Here is a 17,071-nt window from a genome sequence, read left to right as displayed (position 1 = left end):
TTTATCTAAGATACTTTAAAATATTCCTCTAAAATTACAGCCCTTATTGACTCATACTTTATACTATCAGGTAAATATTTTTTCAAAATACTTACCTTTTCATACCCATTTACCTCACAAGCTTTTAATATTTTTTCTTTATCTTCATTATTATAATATTTATTTAAATTTAAACTAATAGAAAATTCCCCATTTTCCTTTATATAGTCTGTTACATACCCTAATATTGTAGAAACAGATACTTCAATATCTTCCGAAATTAATTCTAAACTAACTCCATCTTTTATCATATCTATAGCTATTTCTTCATTTGATCTCTTTTCTCCATCAATTATCACTTTTCTTTTTCCTTTTTCTTCGAAAAGTATATTTAAGTTTTTTTCTACTACAAACCTTCTTACTTCTTCTATTATTTCATTTCCATACTTAGTTATTTTTTTAGGTCCTATTCCAGATATATCTTTTAGTTCATCTAGATTCAAAGGATATCTTCCACTTATTTCTTTCAAAGTATTTAAAGATAAAATAGCTTGTGGTAGAGAGTTTTCTTTATTTGCAAATTCTCTTCTAATTACTTTTAACCTTGATAACAACTCTATATTACTATCAACATTCAAATAAACTTCTTCATTTTTCTTCTTATATTCATTATTAACTAGTTTTATATTATTTTCATCAACATACTCTTTAATTGTATTAATAAATATTTCTCCATATTTATTTAGTTTTACTTCTCCAACTCCACTAATATTCATAAGTTCATCTAAATTAAGTGGATATTTTGTACTCATTTCTCTTAGCGTATTATCACCAAATATAATATAAGGAGGAACCCCTTCTTCGTTTGCAATATTAAATCTAAGCTCTCTTAAAATTTCAAATAATGTATTATTATCATTTGAAGTACTCTTAATTTTAACTTCCTTAAATTGAACTTTTTCTTCTCCCTTTATAACTTTAATTGATCTATTATTAAGCTTTATAACTGGATATGTACCCTCCACATAATCCATATATCCATGAGAAATTAAAGTGTTTATAAATACCTTAAGTTCATCACTAGAATAATCCTTCATTATTCCGTAAGTTGATAATTCATTAAATTTTAAATTGATAACTTTACTATTTTTAGAACCTCTTAGCACATCTACTACCATTGTTACTCCAAAAGACTTTTTCATTCTATAAATACATGATAATACCTTTTGTGCATCTATGGTTTTATCTACTAATTCGCCTTCACTTAAACAACTACTACAGTTATTACAATTTTCACTAACAACTTCTCCAAAGTAGTTTAAAATATATTTTCTATAACAGTCATTACTATAAATTAAATCTACCATTTGCTTAAGTTTAAAATATTGATTATTCTTTCTATCTATATTTTCAGTACTAACTTCTATTAGATATTTTTGTGTATGAATATCACTTGGAGAAAATAATAGTATACACTCACTTTTTTCGCCATCTCTTCCTGCTCTACCTATTTCTTGATAATAGCCTTCTATATTTTTAGGCATATTATAATGAATTACAAATCTAATATTAGGTTTATCTATTCCCATTCCAAAAGCATTGGTGGCAACCATTATATTAATTTTATCTTTAATAAAATCTTCTTGGTTTTCTTTTCTTAATTCATCATTTAACCCTGCATGATATCTACCTGCTTTATAACCATTAGAAGTTAATAGTTCATAAATATAATCAACTTCTTTTCTTGTTGCTGCATATATTATTCCTGAACTGTCTTTATTTTGTTCTATATATTTTAATATATAGCTCTTTTTATCATTTCCTTTTTCTATATTAATAAATAAGTTTTCTCTATCAAACCCAGTTACAAATAAACTTGGTCTTCTAAGTCCAAGTAAATTTATTATATCCTCTTTTACTTCTTCTGTTGCTGTTGCAGTAAAAGCTGTTATGATTGGTCTTATACTAAGCATTTCAATAAAATTTTTTATTCTTCTATAACTTGATCTAAAATCATGCCCCCATTGAGATACACAATGTGCCTCATCTATTGCAATTTGACTTATTCTACATTCCGTTATAGCCATAATAAACTCATATGATTCTAATCTTTCAGGAGCTACATATATTATTTTGTATTTATTTTCTTTAACATTAGTTATTATTTCTTCAAATTCTCTAGAAGTTAATGAACTGTTTATATATGCAGATTCTATTCCCATCTCTTTTATTGCATCAACTTGATCCTTCATTAAAGATATAAGCGGAGAAATTACTATAGTTACTCCATCTAATAATAATGCAGGTATTTGATAACAAATCGATTTTCCTCCACCAGTTGGCATTATAGCTAATACATCATTTCCACTTAAAATGCTATTTATAATATTTTCTTGCCCTCTTCTAAAGCTTTTATATCCATAATATTTTTCTAATATTTCTAAGCCTCTATTTTTCACACAAAACACTCCTTAAAACTATCTACCATTTATTTAACTATTATAATTATCGACACAAACATACGTTCTTAATCATATATAATAGTTAAATAAGTTATCTAGAAATCGTACAATTATTTTTTCAACTAATGCTCTTCATAATTAACACTTGTAATTAGTACATTTAACATTTGTTGTAACTTACATATTTAAAAGAAAAGTGAAGGGACTCCTTCACTTTTTCATAATAATTTCATTCTTAACTAATTTATTTTTATTCTTTTCTTTATAATAAAATATCTTGTAAAAAGTTATAAATCCCAAAACAAATACTATTACTATTATAGCATATAATTTAAATACTTCTTCTGGTAATACATCAATAATTGGATCTGTTTTTGAATCAAAAACCCAATAATCATTATTGAAAAATATCTTATGAAATATTACAAAAGCCTTTGAAAAATCTATAAATATTGAAGTAAGTAATATTGTGATTATACTTATAAGTGTATTAGCTCCATAATTAAGAATTTTAAAGACCTCAAATTTTTTATTGTGTCGATTTAAAATAAATTTAATTATTAAAAAGGCTAGTACTATAACTATAATAATTAAGTAAATATTCAAAAATATTTTTTTCACTTCATAAAAATGAAATTCTCCATTAGTACTCATTATAAAATTATTAAATTTTAGCTTTTTTATAAATGGATTTTGTAAGTAATTTAATAATCGATTATAATCATTCATTAACGCTTCTTTTGAAAGTTGACCTAATTTTGTTAAATTATATTTATCTATTGAATAACTATAAATAATCCTTAAATTTAAAGATATGATTACGCTTAATCCAATTGTAAACAATGCTACCATTATTCCTTGAATAATCTTGGATATTGAAATTAACAACCTCTTCATAGTTTACCTCTTTTATTTTTCAACATTATTAATAAGTATTAATTATATGAATATTTAGCAAAATATAAAATATCTATTTTAACTTATATACATAATAACATAATAATTATAATTTTGAATAGAAAAAATAAAACAAATACTCTATGTATAAAACAATTTAATTTTAGTTACATTGAAACTAATTGAAATACAAAAAAATATAAGATAGTTAGTAGAAATTCATACTAAATATCTTATATCCATAGTATTATCTTTAATTTTTACTACTTTTTCAGTCTACTTTAAAACATTCACATCTTCTTTCAAATTTACCATTTTCTTTTATAGATTTTATCATAACGTAGTTAGAATAACATGTTTTTTCTTTATTGTAAAAACACTTTTCTGCATTACACTCTATATGTGGAAAAAGTAATTTATCATTTATTTTATATAATTTATCTATATATAAATCTGTCTTCCCCATCATGAATACCCTTTTAGAAATTTTATATTTTTCAAATGTTACACAAGATGTTTTTATTTCATCATTTAGCTTATTGACAATTTTAATTTTATCATTATCACATATTCCAAAAAAATTATAATTGCACTTTCTAACATTACAGGCTAATCTATTCATTTGATCATCCTTTCTATAAGAGATTTTCCTCCTATAGAAAGTTTTTGCATTATATCATATATTTATTCTTATATATAAATTAACCTATTATTAAATCTATATTTTCTTTGTACTGTGGATATTTTTTATTTTTATACAATATTGCGTTTTTTGGGCAACAGCTCATGCACCTACAACACATAATGCAATTGTCTCTAAATTTAATATCATCTCCTATATATTCTATATTCCTTGTAGGGCAAACCTTTACACACAAATTACATTTATCACAACTAGAATTTATAGAAAACTTATAAGAATTTTTATATAGATCTTTAGTTTTAAATTTATATAACCTCTTCATTATTGTTGCTTTAAAATTATTTATTTCTTCTTTACTATAATTTTCAATTAAAAAATTTGCAACTGTATCTTTTATTTCATTGGATGAGCTCTGATAAATTCTATCTAAATCATTATTTTTAACATTTCTATAATTTTTACTTATAATAAAACTATCTGGCATTTTAAAATTCTTAGTCACTATAACTTTATATTTTTTTTCTAATAAAATTTTTTCTAATTCATTAAAGAATATTTTATTTTTATCCTTCCCTGTAGTAAATATCATTGTTTTTACTTCTTTATACGACATACCTAAATTATCGTTTATATATTCCATAAAATTTTGAGGAATATATTCAAAATATTTAGGAAATCCAAGTATTAAATAATCATATTCAAAGTTCTTAATATTTATCTTTTCTTCTATAGAATGATTTTCTATATCACAACCATTTTTTACAAATTCTTCTTCTATTTTATTTGCAATAAACTTTGTATTTCCACTGCCACTAAAATATAAGATCAACCCCTTCAATATAACCCTCTCCTTTTATTACAATTAAAATTTAGCTAGGCTACAATAATAAGCTTATGTTAATAATTATATATTATATGCATAATATTGGAAATTATTTTAATTTTACATATATACATCTTATTTACTCTTTTTCATCAAAATAAAAAAAGATAGGACTTTTTCCTATCTTTTTCATTCATTTTTTATTCTATAATTATTGCATCTGATTCATTAAATTTCCAAAATAAAATTGCTGATACTAATATGGCTCCACATATTAATGCATATACAAGGAATAATGAATTTCCAAGCCCTCCAAATAGTATTATAAGAGAACCAATTGTTGCAAGAATAGGATTTATCTTCCCCTTCCATAATCCCTTAACCTCGCCACTTAATCCCATTTTAAATACCTTAAAATATAATAATATATACAGTACATAATTTACTGTAATAGAAATTTCTGATATATCACTATTTGGTAAAAGATTATACCTTTGTGTTAAATAATGAATAAATAAGCAAGTTATTGAAATTATAAATGCCACTAATGAAGAGAAAATTGGCATTCCTAATTTTTCATTAACAATTTTTACTTTATTTGATTTTGGAAACATTCCTCTTATAGCTAAGGAATATGGTAATCTAGTATGTCCCATTATTAAGCCATTCACAGTTCCTAAAATAGAAATAACTACAAATGTTAATATAATTTTAGCTCCCCAAGCTCCAAACAATTTATTAGCCGCTAAATCAACATGTGCATCTCCTAAACTCATAATTGTTTCAGGACCAACATACATACTTATACCAACAAAATATAATACATAAATAATTAATATAAATAATGGAGCAACTACTAAAGCTTTTGGTAAATTTCTCTTTGAATCTTTTATTTCATGTCCAATAGATGTTGCTATAATCCATCCATCAAAAGAAAACGCTATAGGTGCAATTGCAGCTATCCATGTTGCTGACTTCATTTGCATAATATCATTTATTGAAATTTCACTAGGATTTCCAAAGAAAACTCCTGCTAAAGCTATTAATATTAATGGAATAACTTTAATAACAGTTGAAGCATTTTGAAAATACCCTCCTAATTTTGCTGATAAAATGTTTAATATATAAAATAATACAATAACTGCAAAACCAATAAATATTTGAAGTTCTAACCCACCGCTAACTCCAAATAACATACATATATATATACCTGATACCCATGCAACTACAGCAATAAGTGTAGGGTAATATAAGAATGTATGAAACCATCCAAATGCACAAGCTATTGATTTATTATATGAGAATTCAGCATAAGTTATTATTCCTCCTGCAGTTGATTCTCTAGATGCCAATTCTGAAATAGTTAAGCTTCCAAATATAATTCCCATAGCAGCAATACAGAAAACAAGTACTCCTAAGCTTATACTTCCATTAGTTGCTACTAAGATATTATCACTCTTGAAAAATATTCCAGATCCTATTACAATTCCTACTATCATACCTATGGCAGTAAATAAGCCATATTCATTTTTCTTCATATTTCCACCTCTTCTTGTTAAGTTTTATTAATAATGACAAATAACTATGTCCACTATATCACAAAAAAGCAAAAATAAGAATATAAAATTAACAATTTTTAAGTATAATTTAAATATTTAATTCATTTTATCAATAAAACCCAATTTAATTTTCTATATTTGTTTTTAATAACTCCATTGGTATTTTTAATAATTACACTATTTCTATTTCTATATAATCTCTAAAATCTACTTACCCTTCTTATTATCAATTACCAAAATAATTATATATAACATTAATCAATTGTAAAATTAGCCAAATTTAATACTTTATTTTTTCTTTTACTTCTCAATATCTTAACACTAAACTTATAAAAATATTGCCACTATTCTCCACTTTATCTATATAATATTTATAATTTTTCTAAATATATTATTGATATATTTAAAAATGTAACATTTTAAACTTTATTTAATTTATATAGAAAAAGAAATTTGTATATATTTTAAAATTATCTCAATCTTAAATATGTTATTTAGTGCAAAAATCCAAATTTTATATTTTATTAATATTCTTATTGAATAATTTTTTCTTTAAATGTAAGATATTTGTAGAGAGTGCAATCGTTTGCTCTTTCTTATTAAATTTTAACATATATATGGAGGGGTTAAAAAATGAAAAAAGTATTAGCAACTGTTTTAGCTGCATCTTTGATGGCTGGTGTATTTGTTGGATGTTCTTCTAATTCTGGCAAAACAGAAAACGATACCAATAAGAGTGATGAAAATAAAGTAGTTAAAGTATTTCAACTTAAAGTTGAAATTAATGATGCTTTACAACAACTAGCAAAAAAATATGAAGAAGAAACTGGAGTCAAAGTTGAAGTTACTTCAGTTGGTGGTGGGGCTGACTATGGTGCAGCTTTAAAGGCTGAATTCCAAAAAGGTACTGAGCCAGATATTTTCATGGTTCAAGGGGCTGGTGACTTAGAAGTATGGTCTCATAAAGTTGATGATTTATCTTCTGAAAAATGGGTTTCAAATGCTGTTAAAGGTACATTAGACACAGTAACAAAGGATGGTAAAATCTATGGTATGCCAGTTGCAACTGAAGGATACGGACTAATATATAATAAAGAAATTTTAGATAAGGCATCTATAGACCCAAAATCAATTGACACTTTCGATAAATTAAAAGCTGCTGTTGAACAATTAGATTCCAAGAAAGCTGATTTAGGTTTAGAAAATGTTATATCCTATACCACAAAAGAATTTTGGGTAACTGGAAATCATACTTTTAATATTGGACTAGCTGCACAAAATACTCCTGCACAATTTACCAAAGATTATATTGATGGTAAAGCAGACATTGTAAATAATCAAGGATTTAAAGATTGGATGAACCTTGTTGACTTACTTTGTAAATACGGTGGAGGAGCTTCTTTAGACACAATAGACTATAGTACTCAAGTTGGTAACTTTGCTTTAGGTAAGACTGCTTTCTTACATCAAGGAAACTGGGTTGCTGGAGATTTAGCAGGACTAGGTGCAGATTTTGATATGGGATTCATTCCATTATCTATTAATAATGACACTAAAATAAGTGGAAGCATTCCTGTTGGAGTTCCAATGTACTGGACAGTTAACAAAGATTCCGCTGCAAATGCTGAAGCTAAAGCATTCCTTGATTGGATGGTTACTAGTGAAACTGGTCAAAAAGCTTTAATAGAAGATATGAATATGATACCAGCATTTACTAATTTCAAAGTTGAAACCGAAGATAAATTAGCTAAGTCAATAATCGAATATAACAATGCTGGAAAAACTCTTCCTTGGGCATTTACTAATCTTCCTGATGGATTCAACAAAGAAAAATTAGCACCTATTTTCTCTAAATATGCTAAAGGAGAAATTGATCAAACTAAGATGCTTGAAGAAATTCAGGCTGCAACAAAAAAATAAGCCATGATATTTTCTTGTATCCGCAAGGGATTATAATACCTTGTGGATACTTCTATTATAGATAAGTTTTATAGGAGATGATAATATGAAGAAAAAACGTAAATCTAATAAGGGGTTCTGGCTTTTTCTAGCTCCCTCTTTATTTGCACTAACTATGGTAGTAATAATTCCATTTTTGATAGGAATATATTATACATTTACTAATTGGAATGGTGCTAATCCCAATTACAATTTTGTAGGTCTCTCTAATTATAGTAATCTTTTTAAAGATACTCAATTTATTTATTCCTTCAAAATTACAATAGTTTATACTATCGCAAGTGTTATCTCTATAAATTTAATAGGCTTTGGACTAGCTTATTTTGTTACTAGAAATCTGAAAACAAAGAATTTCCTTAGAACTGGTTTCTTTATGCCAAATTTAATCGGTGGACTTATTTTAGGATTTATATGGCAATTTTTATTCAACTCAGTGTTTACATCTGTAGGCGCTAAATTGGGAACAGATTTTCTAGCAACATCTCTTCTTCAAGAAAGAAATACTGCCATTTTAGCCATGCTTATAGTTTCAGCCTGGCAATATGCTGGCTATATAATGGTTATTTATGTAGCTGCACTTGAAAATGTACCTACTGACTTAATTGAAGCAAGTCATATTGATGGTGCTAATGGGCTACAAGCCTTTAAACATATTACTTTACCTATGGTTGCCCCATCAATAACAATATGTTTATTTTTAACTCTTGCAAATTCTTTTAAATTATTTGACTTAAACTTCTCTTTAACACCTTTAAAGCCAACTGAAATGTTATCTTTAAATATATATAATGAAGCATTTTCATCAAATAATATGGGTATTGGCCAAGCCAAAGCTATAATATTCTTTATATTTGTTACGGCAATTTCCTTAACCCAAGTTTACTTTACTAAGAAAAAGGAGGTTGAAATGTAATGAGTAATAAAAAACATAATAAATTAAAAACATTAAATAGCTATAATTATAAATTAGGAATATTAGAATTTCTTGGATGGATATTTCTTATAGTTTATATGATTCCATTTTATCTTATGATTATGAACTCTTTTAAAACTAGAAGAGAAATTTTTGCTAATACTACTGGTTTACCTTCAGAATGGAATTTTAGTAACTATTCAGCTGCAATTGAAAGAATGAACATGAGCAGTGCATTTATTAACTCATTTATAATAACTGCATTAAGTATAATATTAATAGTTTTATTTTCCTCAATGGCTGCTTGGACTTTAGCTAGAACTAAAACAAAAACAAGCAAAGCAATATTTTATTTGTTTGTAGCAGCAATGATAGTTCCTTTTCAGGCTGCAATGCTTCCATTAGTAAAATGGATGGGTATGATGCGTATTGATGCTATAAACTTTAGTATGCTTGGAACACATTATGGACTTATTTTTATGTATATAGGATTTGGATCAAGTATGAGTATATTCTTATATCATGGATTTATAAATAATATTCCTTTAGAAGTTGAAGAAGCTGCTATAATAGATGGTTGTAACAAATGGCAAATATACCATAAAATCGTATTTCCCCTTTTAAAGCCAATTACTGTAACAGTTATGGTTTTAAACGGTATATGGATATGGAATGACTTTTTATTACCTTTCTTAACTATAAACGGTAAAATTAATACTATTCCGCTTGCCATGAATACTTTCTTCGGTGCATTTTCCAAGCAATGGGAACTAGCTATGGCAGCTCTAATTTTAGCTGTAATTCCAATTATTATCTTCTACTTCTTTGTTCAGAAATATATAATTAAAGGAATAGTTCAAGGTTCAATTAAATAATAACTTTATTTCCTATATTAAGTTTTATAGTTTATACTTAGTATATACTACGAAACTTATAAAGGAGATTTTATGGAAAATATTATTATTTCTTATCTCTTAATTGTTAACATTATAGCTTTTATAACAGTTTATATAGACAAGCAAAAAGCTATAAAAAAACAATGGAGAATTAAAGAATCTACTATCATTTTTATTGCATCAATTGGTGGAAGTATAGGAACTTATATAGGAATGTATTTTTTTAGACATAAAACGAGACATCTTAAGTTCACCTTAGGGATACCACTAATAATTTTAATACAGCTCTCAATTTTTATATTTATAAAAAATAGAATTGGATAATTTATAATAAATTATCCAGTTCTATTTTAAACTATCTTTGAAATCACTCATTTGTATAAACCAATTTTTAAAATCATCAATTTTATTATCCAAGTAATTTATTCTTTTTACAGTAAAATATGTTATAGGCTTATCATTTTTAAAACCTAATTCCTCCAAAACTCTGTGGTCTTTATTATAAATAGAACAACAAATTTCTATATTTTCAATTGCCTCTTCTATACTATCTCTAAATAGTTTGCATAATAAAATTTTAGTGTATTCTTTATCTATTGAATTTAATTCTAATATTTCAATTTTATTTTTACATTTTTTAAATACAATTGAAGCTAATACTAATTTATTTTTGCTAACAACATAATTATTATATTTCTCCATAGGATTTTCTCTAAATAACCATCTTAAATAATTTGCATCTTTATAAATTTTTATTTTATTAGAATCATTTCTTAATACTAATGAATAATTGAAATTATACTCATTATCTATATATACTTTTTGAATATCACATCTATTTATATGATAAATATCCTTATCCTTAATTTCTAACTTAAGTGTTGGTATCTCATATATATCCTCAAACCCAAACTTTTTTACTAAATTATAATGGCATATCTCATTTGGAAATCCTAATAATAACTTATAGTCTCTTTCTTTTAGCTTTTCATAAACTTTTATTGCAAGTTCACAAGATAATCCATTATTCCGAAAATCAGGCCTAACTAATATTGGCATAGATATTCCTGATTTAATTATCTCATCATCTACTACTAAATTAATAGGTAAAACTAAATAACTTGCAATCATTTTATTATTTTCTCTTGCAATACAAAGAATAAAATCATCTATTGGGTTATTTAAATATCTCCATAAAAAATAATCCCTACTTAAGTCTTTATTAAGACAAACTTTATTTAAATCCTTTAATTCATCTACTATTTTATTAAAATCTTCTTTATCTACAAACTCTAATTTCATAATTACACCTACTAGTTTTTCTTCTAATAAAATATATGAATCTTAAATTCATTACGTTCTAAAAAAAGAGGATATATGTAATTTTTATTATTCTGTAGCCATATTAATATTAAAATTAAATTATATTAACTTAAAGATTAAAATAGGGTTATAAAAAAACTATCCATAGAATAGACTTTATATTACTTACTAAAGAGTAGCTAAAGTAAATTGGAATAGAATTTATATAACATAAATTCTATTCCAATTTATTAAATATCTTTTTTAGAATATACGTTAGATGTAATAAAATATGATGCTAAAACCAATGTAAATACGCATAGACCAACCAGTATTTTAACTATTAACATATCAAAATTTATCTTTGGCAAATACTTTATTAATTCAGTTGAAAACACCATTGGAAAAACTGCCAAAAATACAAGTGCTATTCTACCTTTCTCAAATCCTAATATTAATTCGAACGGAATCAATATGGACATCATAAAAATACCTATGCCTATCATTATATAAATCAATGACCATAATGGACCAATTTCACTTATTGTAACTATATTAAAAGAAGTTAATCCTGTATATAATACTGATGATATTATAATAGCTATTAGTGTATTAATAGCTACAAATATATATCTTGATAATATATATTCTTTTGGCTTTATTGGCAGAGAATATATTAAATAATTCATTTTACTTTTTTCTTCATAAAATGCAGTGCTGTAGCATGTAGCCATTATATATAATGCTCCACTAAAGGTTATCATTTGAGGACTTATAAAGCCTAAAAATATTCCCATAGCAATTACTAGAGCCATATATTTTTTTAGCGACAATACTGTTTGAAATTGCAAAAATAATAAATTTAGTATTCTGTTCATATTAATCCCTCCTAGTATAATAAAGCATAATATCTTCTAAAGTTGGTTTTTCATAAATAACTTCACTTCCAAATATCTCAAATACTTCTTTTTTATTTGATGCTAATCCTTCAAACCCAAACTCATTAGTTTTAATAGAAATAAGATATTTTTTTGTTTCATTATCTAAAAGTTCTTTTTTTCCTTTTATTATAGAATACTGTTCTAAAATTTCGTCTTTCTCTCCATATAAAATGATTTTATCTTTATATATAAATATAATATAATCAGCACATTTTTCTAAATCACTAGTTACATGAGTTGAGTAAAAAATTGTAAGGTTTTCTTTTTCCATTTCTTCTTGCAATATTTCTAAAAACTCATTTCTTACAATTGGATCTAAACTAGCAGTAGGCTCATCCATTATTATAATTTTAGGCTTTATGGATAATGCCATAGTTAATTCAAATTGCTTCTTTTGCCCTTTTGATAATTTTCCATAAACCGCTGACTCCTTTATATTGAATTTATTAATTAAATTATTATATAAATTTTCATCCCAGTTACTATAAAATCTAGATACAGAAGCCTTTATATTTTTTAATTTACTTTCTTCTAAAAAACCACATACATCACCAACAAATCCTATTTGTTCTTTAGCCTTAAGTTCTTCCGAAATATTTTCTCCTAGAACTAATATTTCTCCTTCATCACATTTAATCATATTCATTATAGCTTTTATAGTAGTTGTTTTTCCTGAACCATTGGGGCCAATAAATCCTGTTATGAAGCCCTCTTTTACTTTTAATTCTTCTATATTTAATTTAAAATTCTTATATTCTTTTTTTAAATTTTTAATTTCAATTGCCTCCACTATTATACCTCCTCATATAAACTCTTAAATATTTCTAACGCCTCATCTAATGTTAATCCAATAGCTTTTGCAGAAATTATTGCTTCTTCTAATTTATTTTCAATTTCAAACATAGCCACTTCTTTAAGTCGTTCATTATTTGCTTCGGCTACAAAAGTTCCTTTACCTACAACAGTTTTAATAAATCCTTCTTTTTCAAGTTCTTCATACGCTCTTTTAGTAGTAATTATGCTTACTTTCAACTCTTTAGCTAAAGTTCTTATTGAAGGTAGTGCTTCGCCATGCTTTAAAGTTAAATTAATAATTTGATTCTTTATTTGATTTTCAATTTGCTCATATAAAGGCACTTGTGAGGAATTGCTAATCACTATATCCACTTTTTCACCTCCAATTGTATATACTATCTATATACATATATTGATTAATATATACACTATTGTCAATAGAATTAAAAATTTAACAGTCTAATAAACATATTTAACGTAAAATTTAATTTACTTTTTCAAGTAAGCTTTATTACCTTGAAAAAGTAAATTTATTATTTTTATAAAAGGGGGCGTGTTTCATCACCACCTTATATACTTTTCTATTAATTCTTTCTAAAGGGGCTCGCGAAACGCGAGGTCCTTTTAACCCATTGATTCTGCTTAATTTGAATAGTAACCTTACTGAATCATCTTCCTTATGTATAAAAGAAAATTAAATAAAGAAACCTGATGCTTACATAGGTTCCACATTTTCACGAAAATCTTTCATAATGATATTAATATACTAAAAAAGGGAAGTTCTAATTCGAACTTCCCTTTCTCTAGACTAGTATCAAAGTTTATTTTGATACATCCTCTTTTTAATATATTTTAGTCTTCTTTTACATTTATTGAAATACCTAATTCTTGTAATTGCTTTTCATCTGCTATATTAGGTGCTTCACTTAAATAACAATAAGCATTTTGGTTTTTAGGGAATGCAATAACATCCTTTATATTTTCTGTTCCTGCTAAGAACATTACCATTCTATCAAGTCCAAAAGCTAATCCGCCGTGTGGTGGTGGTCCAAACTTAAATGCATCTATTAAGAATCCAAATCTTTCTTGTGCTGATTCTTCTGTGAATCCTAATGCTTTAAACATTCTTTGTTGAAGCTTTGAATCGTGAATTCTTATAGATCCTCCACCTAATTCTTCACCATTTAAAACTAAATCATATGCTTTTGATCTTACTTCACCTGGATTAGTTTCTAGCATATCTAAATCTTCATCCATTGGTGATGTGAATGGGTGATGTGCTGCATGATATCTTCCCTCTTCTTCATCATATTCAAATAGTGGGAATTCTGTAATCCAAGTAAAATTAAATTCATTTTTATCTTTTATTAAATCAAATTGTTTAGCAAGCTCTAATCTTAATGCCCCTAAACTTTGGAATACTACTGAATTCTTGTCTGCAACTATAAATATAGCATCTCCAACTTCTGCTCCCATAGTTTTAACTATTGAGTTTGTAACATCATCAGTTAAGAACTTAGAAATAGAAGATTTAACTCCATCTTCTTTTAATTGAATCCATGCAAGACCTTTAGCTTTATAAGTCTTAACAAATTCACCTAATTTATCTATTGGCTTTCTTCCAAGCTCTGCTCCCCCTTTTAAACATAATGCTCTTACTGAACCACCAGCTTCTATTGCTGATTTAAACACTACAAAATCCATATCCTTTACGTCTTCTGTAATATTAGTTATTTCCATTCCAAATCTTAAATCTGGTTTATCTGAACCATACTTTTCCATAGCATCTTTAAATGTCATTCTCTTTATTGGTAATTTAACATCTACTCCTGCTACTTCTTTAAACACATGAGCTATTAAACCTTCATTCATTTTAATAACGTCTTCTTGTTCAACAAAACTCATTTCTAAATCTATTTGAGTAAATTCTGGTTGTCTATTTGCTCTTAAATCTTCATCTCTAAAGCATTTTACAATTTGATAGTATCTATCAAATCCCGAAACCATTAATAGTTGTTTAAAAATTTGTGGTGATTGTGGAAGCGCATAGAACATTCCAGGATAATTTCTAGAAGGTACAAGATAATCTCTAGCTCCTTCTGGTGTACTCTTTGTAAGCATTGGAGTTTCTACTTCTAAAAAGTTATTATCATCTAAATAGTCACGGACTGATTTAGAGATTCTATTTCTAATCATGAATATTCTTTGCATATCTGGTCTTCTAAGATCTAAATATCTATATTTTAATCTTATACTTTCAGCAGCATCTAAGCCTTCCTTTATATATATTGGAGGTGTATCTGACTCTGAAAGAATTTTTAAACTTTCACACTTAAGCTCTACTAATCCTGTTGGCATATTATGATTAGGAGCTTCTCTTAAAACTACTTCACCAGTAACTGCTATACAATATTCAGGTCTAACATCTTTAGCTTTTTCAAAAGCTTCAGCATTTATTTCTTCACCAAATACTATTTGCATTATTCCTGTTCTATCTCTAAGGTCAATAAATTGTAGACCTCCTAATTTTCTATTTCTTTGCACCCAACCCATTAATGTGATTTTTTGTGATACGTTATTTTCTCTAACTTCCCCACACATTAGGGTTCTTTTTAAGCCACCTAAAGCTTCACCCATTTTTTCTTCCTCCTAACTATTTTACAAGCTTTGCTATTTCTTCTATATTATCTAAACTTACTTCAAATTGCTCACCATCACTCATTCTTTTAAGCTTTAGTGTCTTATTTTGAAGTTCGTCATCACCTAAAATTGTAGTAAAGGCAGAACCTATTTTATTTGCATATTTCATTTCTGCTTTAATACTTCTTCCCATATGATTTATTTCTGTCTTTATACCAACTGCTCTAAGTTTATTAGCTAATACAAAAGCACTTGTCTTAGCATCTTCCCCTCTAGCACCTATATAAAGGTCAACTAATCCTTCATTTGGAATTTCTATACCTTCTTTTTCTAAAGTCATTATAAGTCTTTCTAAACCTAATCCAAATCCTACAGCTGGCATTTCTGGTCCACCAATTTCTTCTATAAGCTTATCGTATCTTCCGCCACCACAAACTGTAAAATCATCATTTAATATTTCAAATATAGTCTTTGTATAATAATCTAATCCTCTAACTATACCTGGATCTACTTTATATTGTATTTTTAAAGCATCTAAATAATTTTTAACTTCAGTAAAGTGAGAATCACACTCTTCACATATATAATCTAATATAATTGGAGCATGCTTAGTTATTTCATTACAACTTTTTTCTTTGCAATCAAGAATTCTCATTGGATTTTTTTCAAATCTAGTTTTACAAATTCCACAAAGATTATCGTAATTTTCTTCAAGATATTTCTTTAGAGCTTCATTATATTTAGGCCTACATTTAGGACACCCTAAGTTGTTTATATTTAAACTTAAGCTTTTAAGTCCTAATTTTTTTAATGATTCCATAGCTAATGAAATTACTTCAGCATCAATTGAAGCTTCTTTTGAACCAAAAACTTCAACTCCATATTGATGGAATTGTCTAAGTCTTCCTTTTTGAACATTTTCATATCTGAAACAAGGTATTATGTAATATAACTTTGTTGGCTGAGCTTCATTAAATAATCTATTTTCTATAAAAGCTCTTACTGTTGGTGCTGTACCTTCTGGTTTTAAGGTAATGCTTCTATCACCTTTATCATTAAAAGTGTACATTTCTTTTTGCACTATATCAGTTGTTTCTCCAACACCTCTTAAAAATAATTCTGTATGTTCAAACATTGGCGTTCTTATTTCTCTTACTCCATATGCTTTTGAAACTTCTCTTAAAACTCCCTCTACATAATGCCACTTATATGCATCTTGAGGTAGCATATCCTTAGTACCCTTAGGTGCTTGGATTTCCATA

Annotated in this window: 15 protein-coding genes; 4 read left to right on the top strand and 11 right to left on the bottom strand. The window is 26.4% G+C overall.

Annotation, left to right across the window (positions count from 1 at the left end):
* Positions 1 to 5: 5 nt before the first annotated feature.
* From recQ to NSA50_RS00780, 5 genes are all read right to left on the bottom strand, one after another.
* Positions 6 to 2,438, bottom strand: coding sequence for a DNA helicase RecQ (recQ, locus tag NSA50_RS00800; protein ID WP_257442256.1), 2,433 nt, complete (start codon positions 2,436 to 2,438; stop codon positions 6 to 8).
* Between the two features lie 213 nt (positions 2,439 to 2,651).
* Positions 2,652 to 3,338, bottom strand: coding sequence for a TIGR01906 family membrane protein (locus tag NSA50_RS00795; RefSeq protein ID WP_257442255.1), 687 nt, complete (start codon positions 3,336 to 3,338; stop codon positions 2,652 to 2,654).
* A gap of 271 nt (positions 3,339 to 3,609) precedes the next feature.
* Positions 3,610 to 3,960, bottom strand: coding sequence for a DUF1540 domain-containing protein (locus NSA50_RS00790; RefSeq protein ID WP_195428470.1), 351 nt, complete (start codon positions 3,958 to 3,960; stop codon positions 3,610 to 3,612).
* A gap of 79 nt (positions 3,961 to 4,039) precedes the next feature.
* Positions 4,040 to 4,819 (bottom strand): EFR1 family ferrodoxin, encoded by a 780-nt coding sequence (locus NSA50_RS00785; RefSeq protein WP_257442254.1) that lies wholly within the window; start codon positions 4,817 to 4,819, stop codon positions 4,040 to 4,042.
* Between the two features lie 185 nt (positions 4,820 to 5,004).
* Positions 5,005 to 6,342, bottom strand: coding sequence for an APC family permease (locus NSA50_RS00780; protein WP_257442253.1), 1,338 nt, complete (start codon positions 6,340 to 6,342; stop codon positions 5,005 to 5,007).
* A 654-nt stretch (positions 6,343 to 6,996) separates the two neighbouring features.
* On the opposite strand from NSA50_RS00780, the gene NSA50_RS00775 reads away from it, so the two are divergent.
* The 4 genes from NSA50_RS00775 (at position 6,997) to NSA50_RS00760 (ending at position 10,455) form a co-directional block, all read left to right on the top strand.
* On the top strand, positions 6,997 to 8,283 hold the full coding sequence (locus NSA50_RS00775) for an ABC transporter substrate-binding protein (protein WP_195428472.1): 1,287 nt from the start codon (positions 6,997 to 6,999) through the stop codon (positions 8,281 to 8,283).
* An 85-nt stretch (positions 8,284 to 8,368) separates the two neighbouring features.
* On the top strand, positions 8,369 to 9,235 hold the full coding sequence (locus tag NSA50_RS00770) for a carbohydrate ABC transporter permease (RefSeq protein ID WP_195428473.1): 867 nt from the start codon (positions 8,369 to 8,371) through the stop codon (positions 9,233 to 9,235).
* Positions 9,235 to 10,110: a carbohydrate ABC transporter permease gene (locus tag NSA50_RS00765; RefSeq protein ID WP_257442250.1), complete on the top strand. Its 876-nt coding sequence runs from the start codon at positions 9,235 to 9,237 to the stop codon at positions 10,108 to 10,110. The genes NSA50_RS00770 and NSA50_RS00765 overlap by 1 nt, the downstream gene beginning before the upstream one ends.
* Before the next feature lie 72 nt (positions 10,111 to 10,182).
* Positions 10,183 to 10,455 carry a DUF1294 domain-containing protein gene (locus NSA50_RS00760; RefSeq protein ID WP_195265605.1) on the top strand — a complete coding sequence of 91 codons (273 nt, stop codon included), beginning with the start codon at positions 10,183 to 10,185 and terminating at the stop codon, positions 10,453 to 10,455.
* Positions 10,456 to 10,476: 21 nt separating this feature from the next.
* Here the strand turns inward: NSA50_RS00760 and NSA50_RS00755 are convergent, their stop codons facing one another.
* The 6 genes from NSA50_RS00755 to hisS form a co-directional block, all read right to left on the bottom strand.
* Positions 10,477 to 11,433 carry a GNAT family N-acetyltransferase gene (locus NSA50_RS00755; RefSeq protein ID WP_257442247.1) on the bottom strand — a complete coding sequence of 319 codons (957 nt, stop codon included), beginning with the start codon at positions 11,431 to 11,433 and terminating at the stop codon, positions 10,477 to 10,479.
* A 251-nt stretch (positions 11,434 to 11,684) separates the two neighbouring features.
* A complete protein-coding gene (locus tag NSA50_RS00750; RefSeq protein WP_195265609.1) occupies positions 11,685 to 12,311 on the bottom strand; it encodes an ABC-2 transporter permease in 627 nt (208 codons plus the stop codon).
* A gap of 1 nt (position 12,312) precedes the next feature.
* Positions 12,313 to 13,164: an ABC transporter ATP-binding protein gene (locus NSA50_RS00745; protein ID WP_257442245.1), complete on the bottom strand. Its 852-nt coding sequence runs from the start codon at positions 13,162 to 13,164 to the stop codon at positions 12,313 to 12,315.
* A 2-nt stretch (positions 13,165 to 13,166) separates the two neighbouring features.
* Entirely contained in the window at positions 13,167 to 13,541 is a 375-nt protein-coding gene (locus NSA50_RS00740; RefSeq protein ID WP_257442244.1) for a GntR family transcriptional regulator, read from the bottom strand.
* Positions 13,542 to 14,021: 480 nt separating this feature from the next.
* Complete coding sequence (gene aspS / locus NSA50_RS00735) at positions 14,022 to 15,806, bottom strand: aspartate--tRNA ligase (RefSeq protein ID WP_257442243.1); 1,785 nt, start codon at positions 15,804 to 15,806, stop codon at positions 14,022 to 14,024.
* Positions 15,807 to 15,822: 16 nt separating this feature from the next.
* A complete protein-coding gene (gene hisS, locus NSA50_RS00730) occupies positions 15,823 to 17,070 on the bottom strand; it encodes a histidine--tRNA ligase (protein ID WP_257442242.1) in 1,248 nt (415 codons plus the stop codon).
* Between the last annotated feature and the right edge of the window lies 1 nt (position 17,071).

This window comes from Clostridium mucosae, from assembly GCF_024622765.1.
Lineage (GTDB): Bacteria > Bacillota > Clostridia > Clostridiales > Clostridiaceae > Clostridium.
This window is presented reverse-complemented; position numbering and strand designations above follow the sequence as displayed.

Coding starts and splice junctions, on each gene's coding strand:
- NSA50_RS00795 (WP_257442255.1), bottom strand. CDS start 3,338: ATGAAGAGGTTGTTAATTTCAATATCCAAGATTATTCAAGGAATAATG.
- NSA50_RS00790 (WP_195428470.1), bottom strand. CDS start 3,960: ATGAATAGATTAGCCTGTAATGTTAGAAAGTGCAATTATAATTTTTTT.
- NSA50_RS00780 (WP_257442253.1), bottom strand. CDS start 6,342: ATGAAGAAAAATGAATATGGCTTATTTACTGCCATAGGTATGATAGTA.
- NSA50_RS00775 (WP_195428472.1), top strand. CDS start 6,997: ATGAAAAAAGTATTAGCAACTGTTTTAGCTGCATCTTTGATGGCTGGT.
- NSA50_RS00770 (WP_195428473.1), top strand. CDS start 8,369: ATGAAGAAAAAACGTAAATCTAATAAGGGGTTCTGGCTTTTTCTAGCT.
- NSA50_RS00765 (WP_257442250.1), top strand. CDS start 9,235: ATGAGTAATAAAAAACATAATAAATTAAAAACATTAAATAGCTATAAT.
- NSA50_RS00760 (WP_195265605.1), top strand. CDS start 10,183: ATGGAAAATATTATTATTTCTTATCTCTTAATTGTTAACATTATAGCT.
- NSA50_RS00755 (WP_257442247.1), bottom strand. CDS start 11,433: ATGAAATTAGAGTTTGTAGATAAAGAAGATTTTAATAAAATAGTAGAT.
- NSA50_RS00750 (WP_195265609.1), bottom strand. CDS start 12,311: ATGAACAGAATACTAAATTTATTATTTTTGCAATTTCAAACAGTATTG.
- aspS (WP_257442243.1), bottom strand. CDS start 15,806: ATGGGTGAAGCTTTAGGTGGCTTAAAAAGAACCCTAATGTGTGGGGAA.
- hisS (WP_257442242.1), bottom strand. CDS start 17,070: ATGGAAATCCAAGCACCTAAGGGTACTAAGGATATGCTACCTCAAGAT.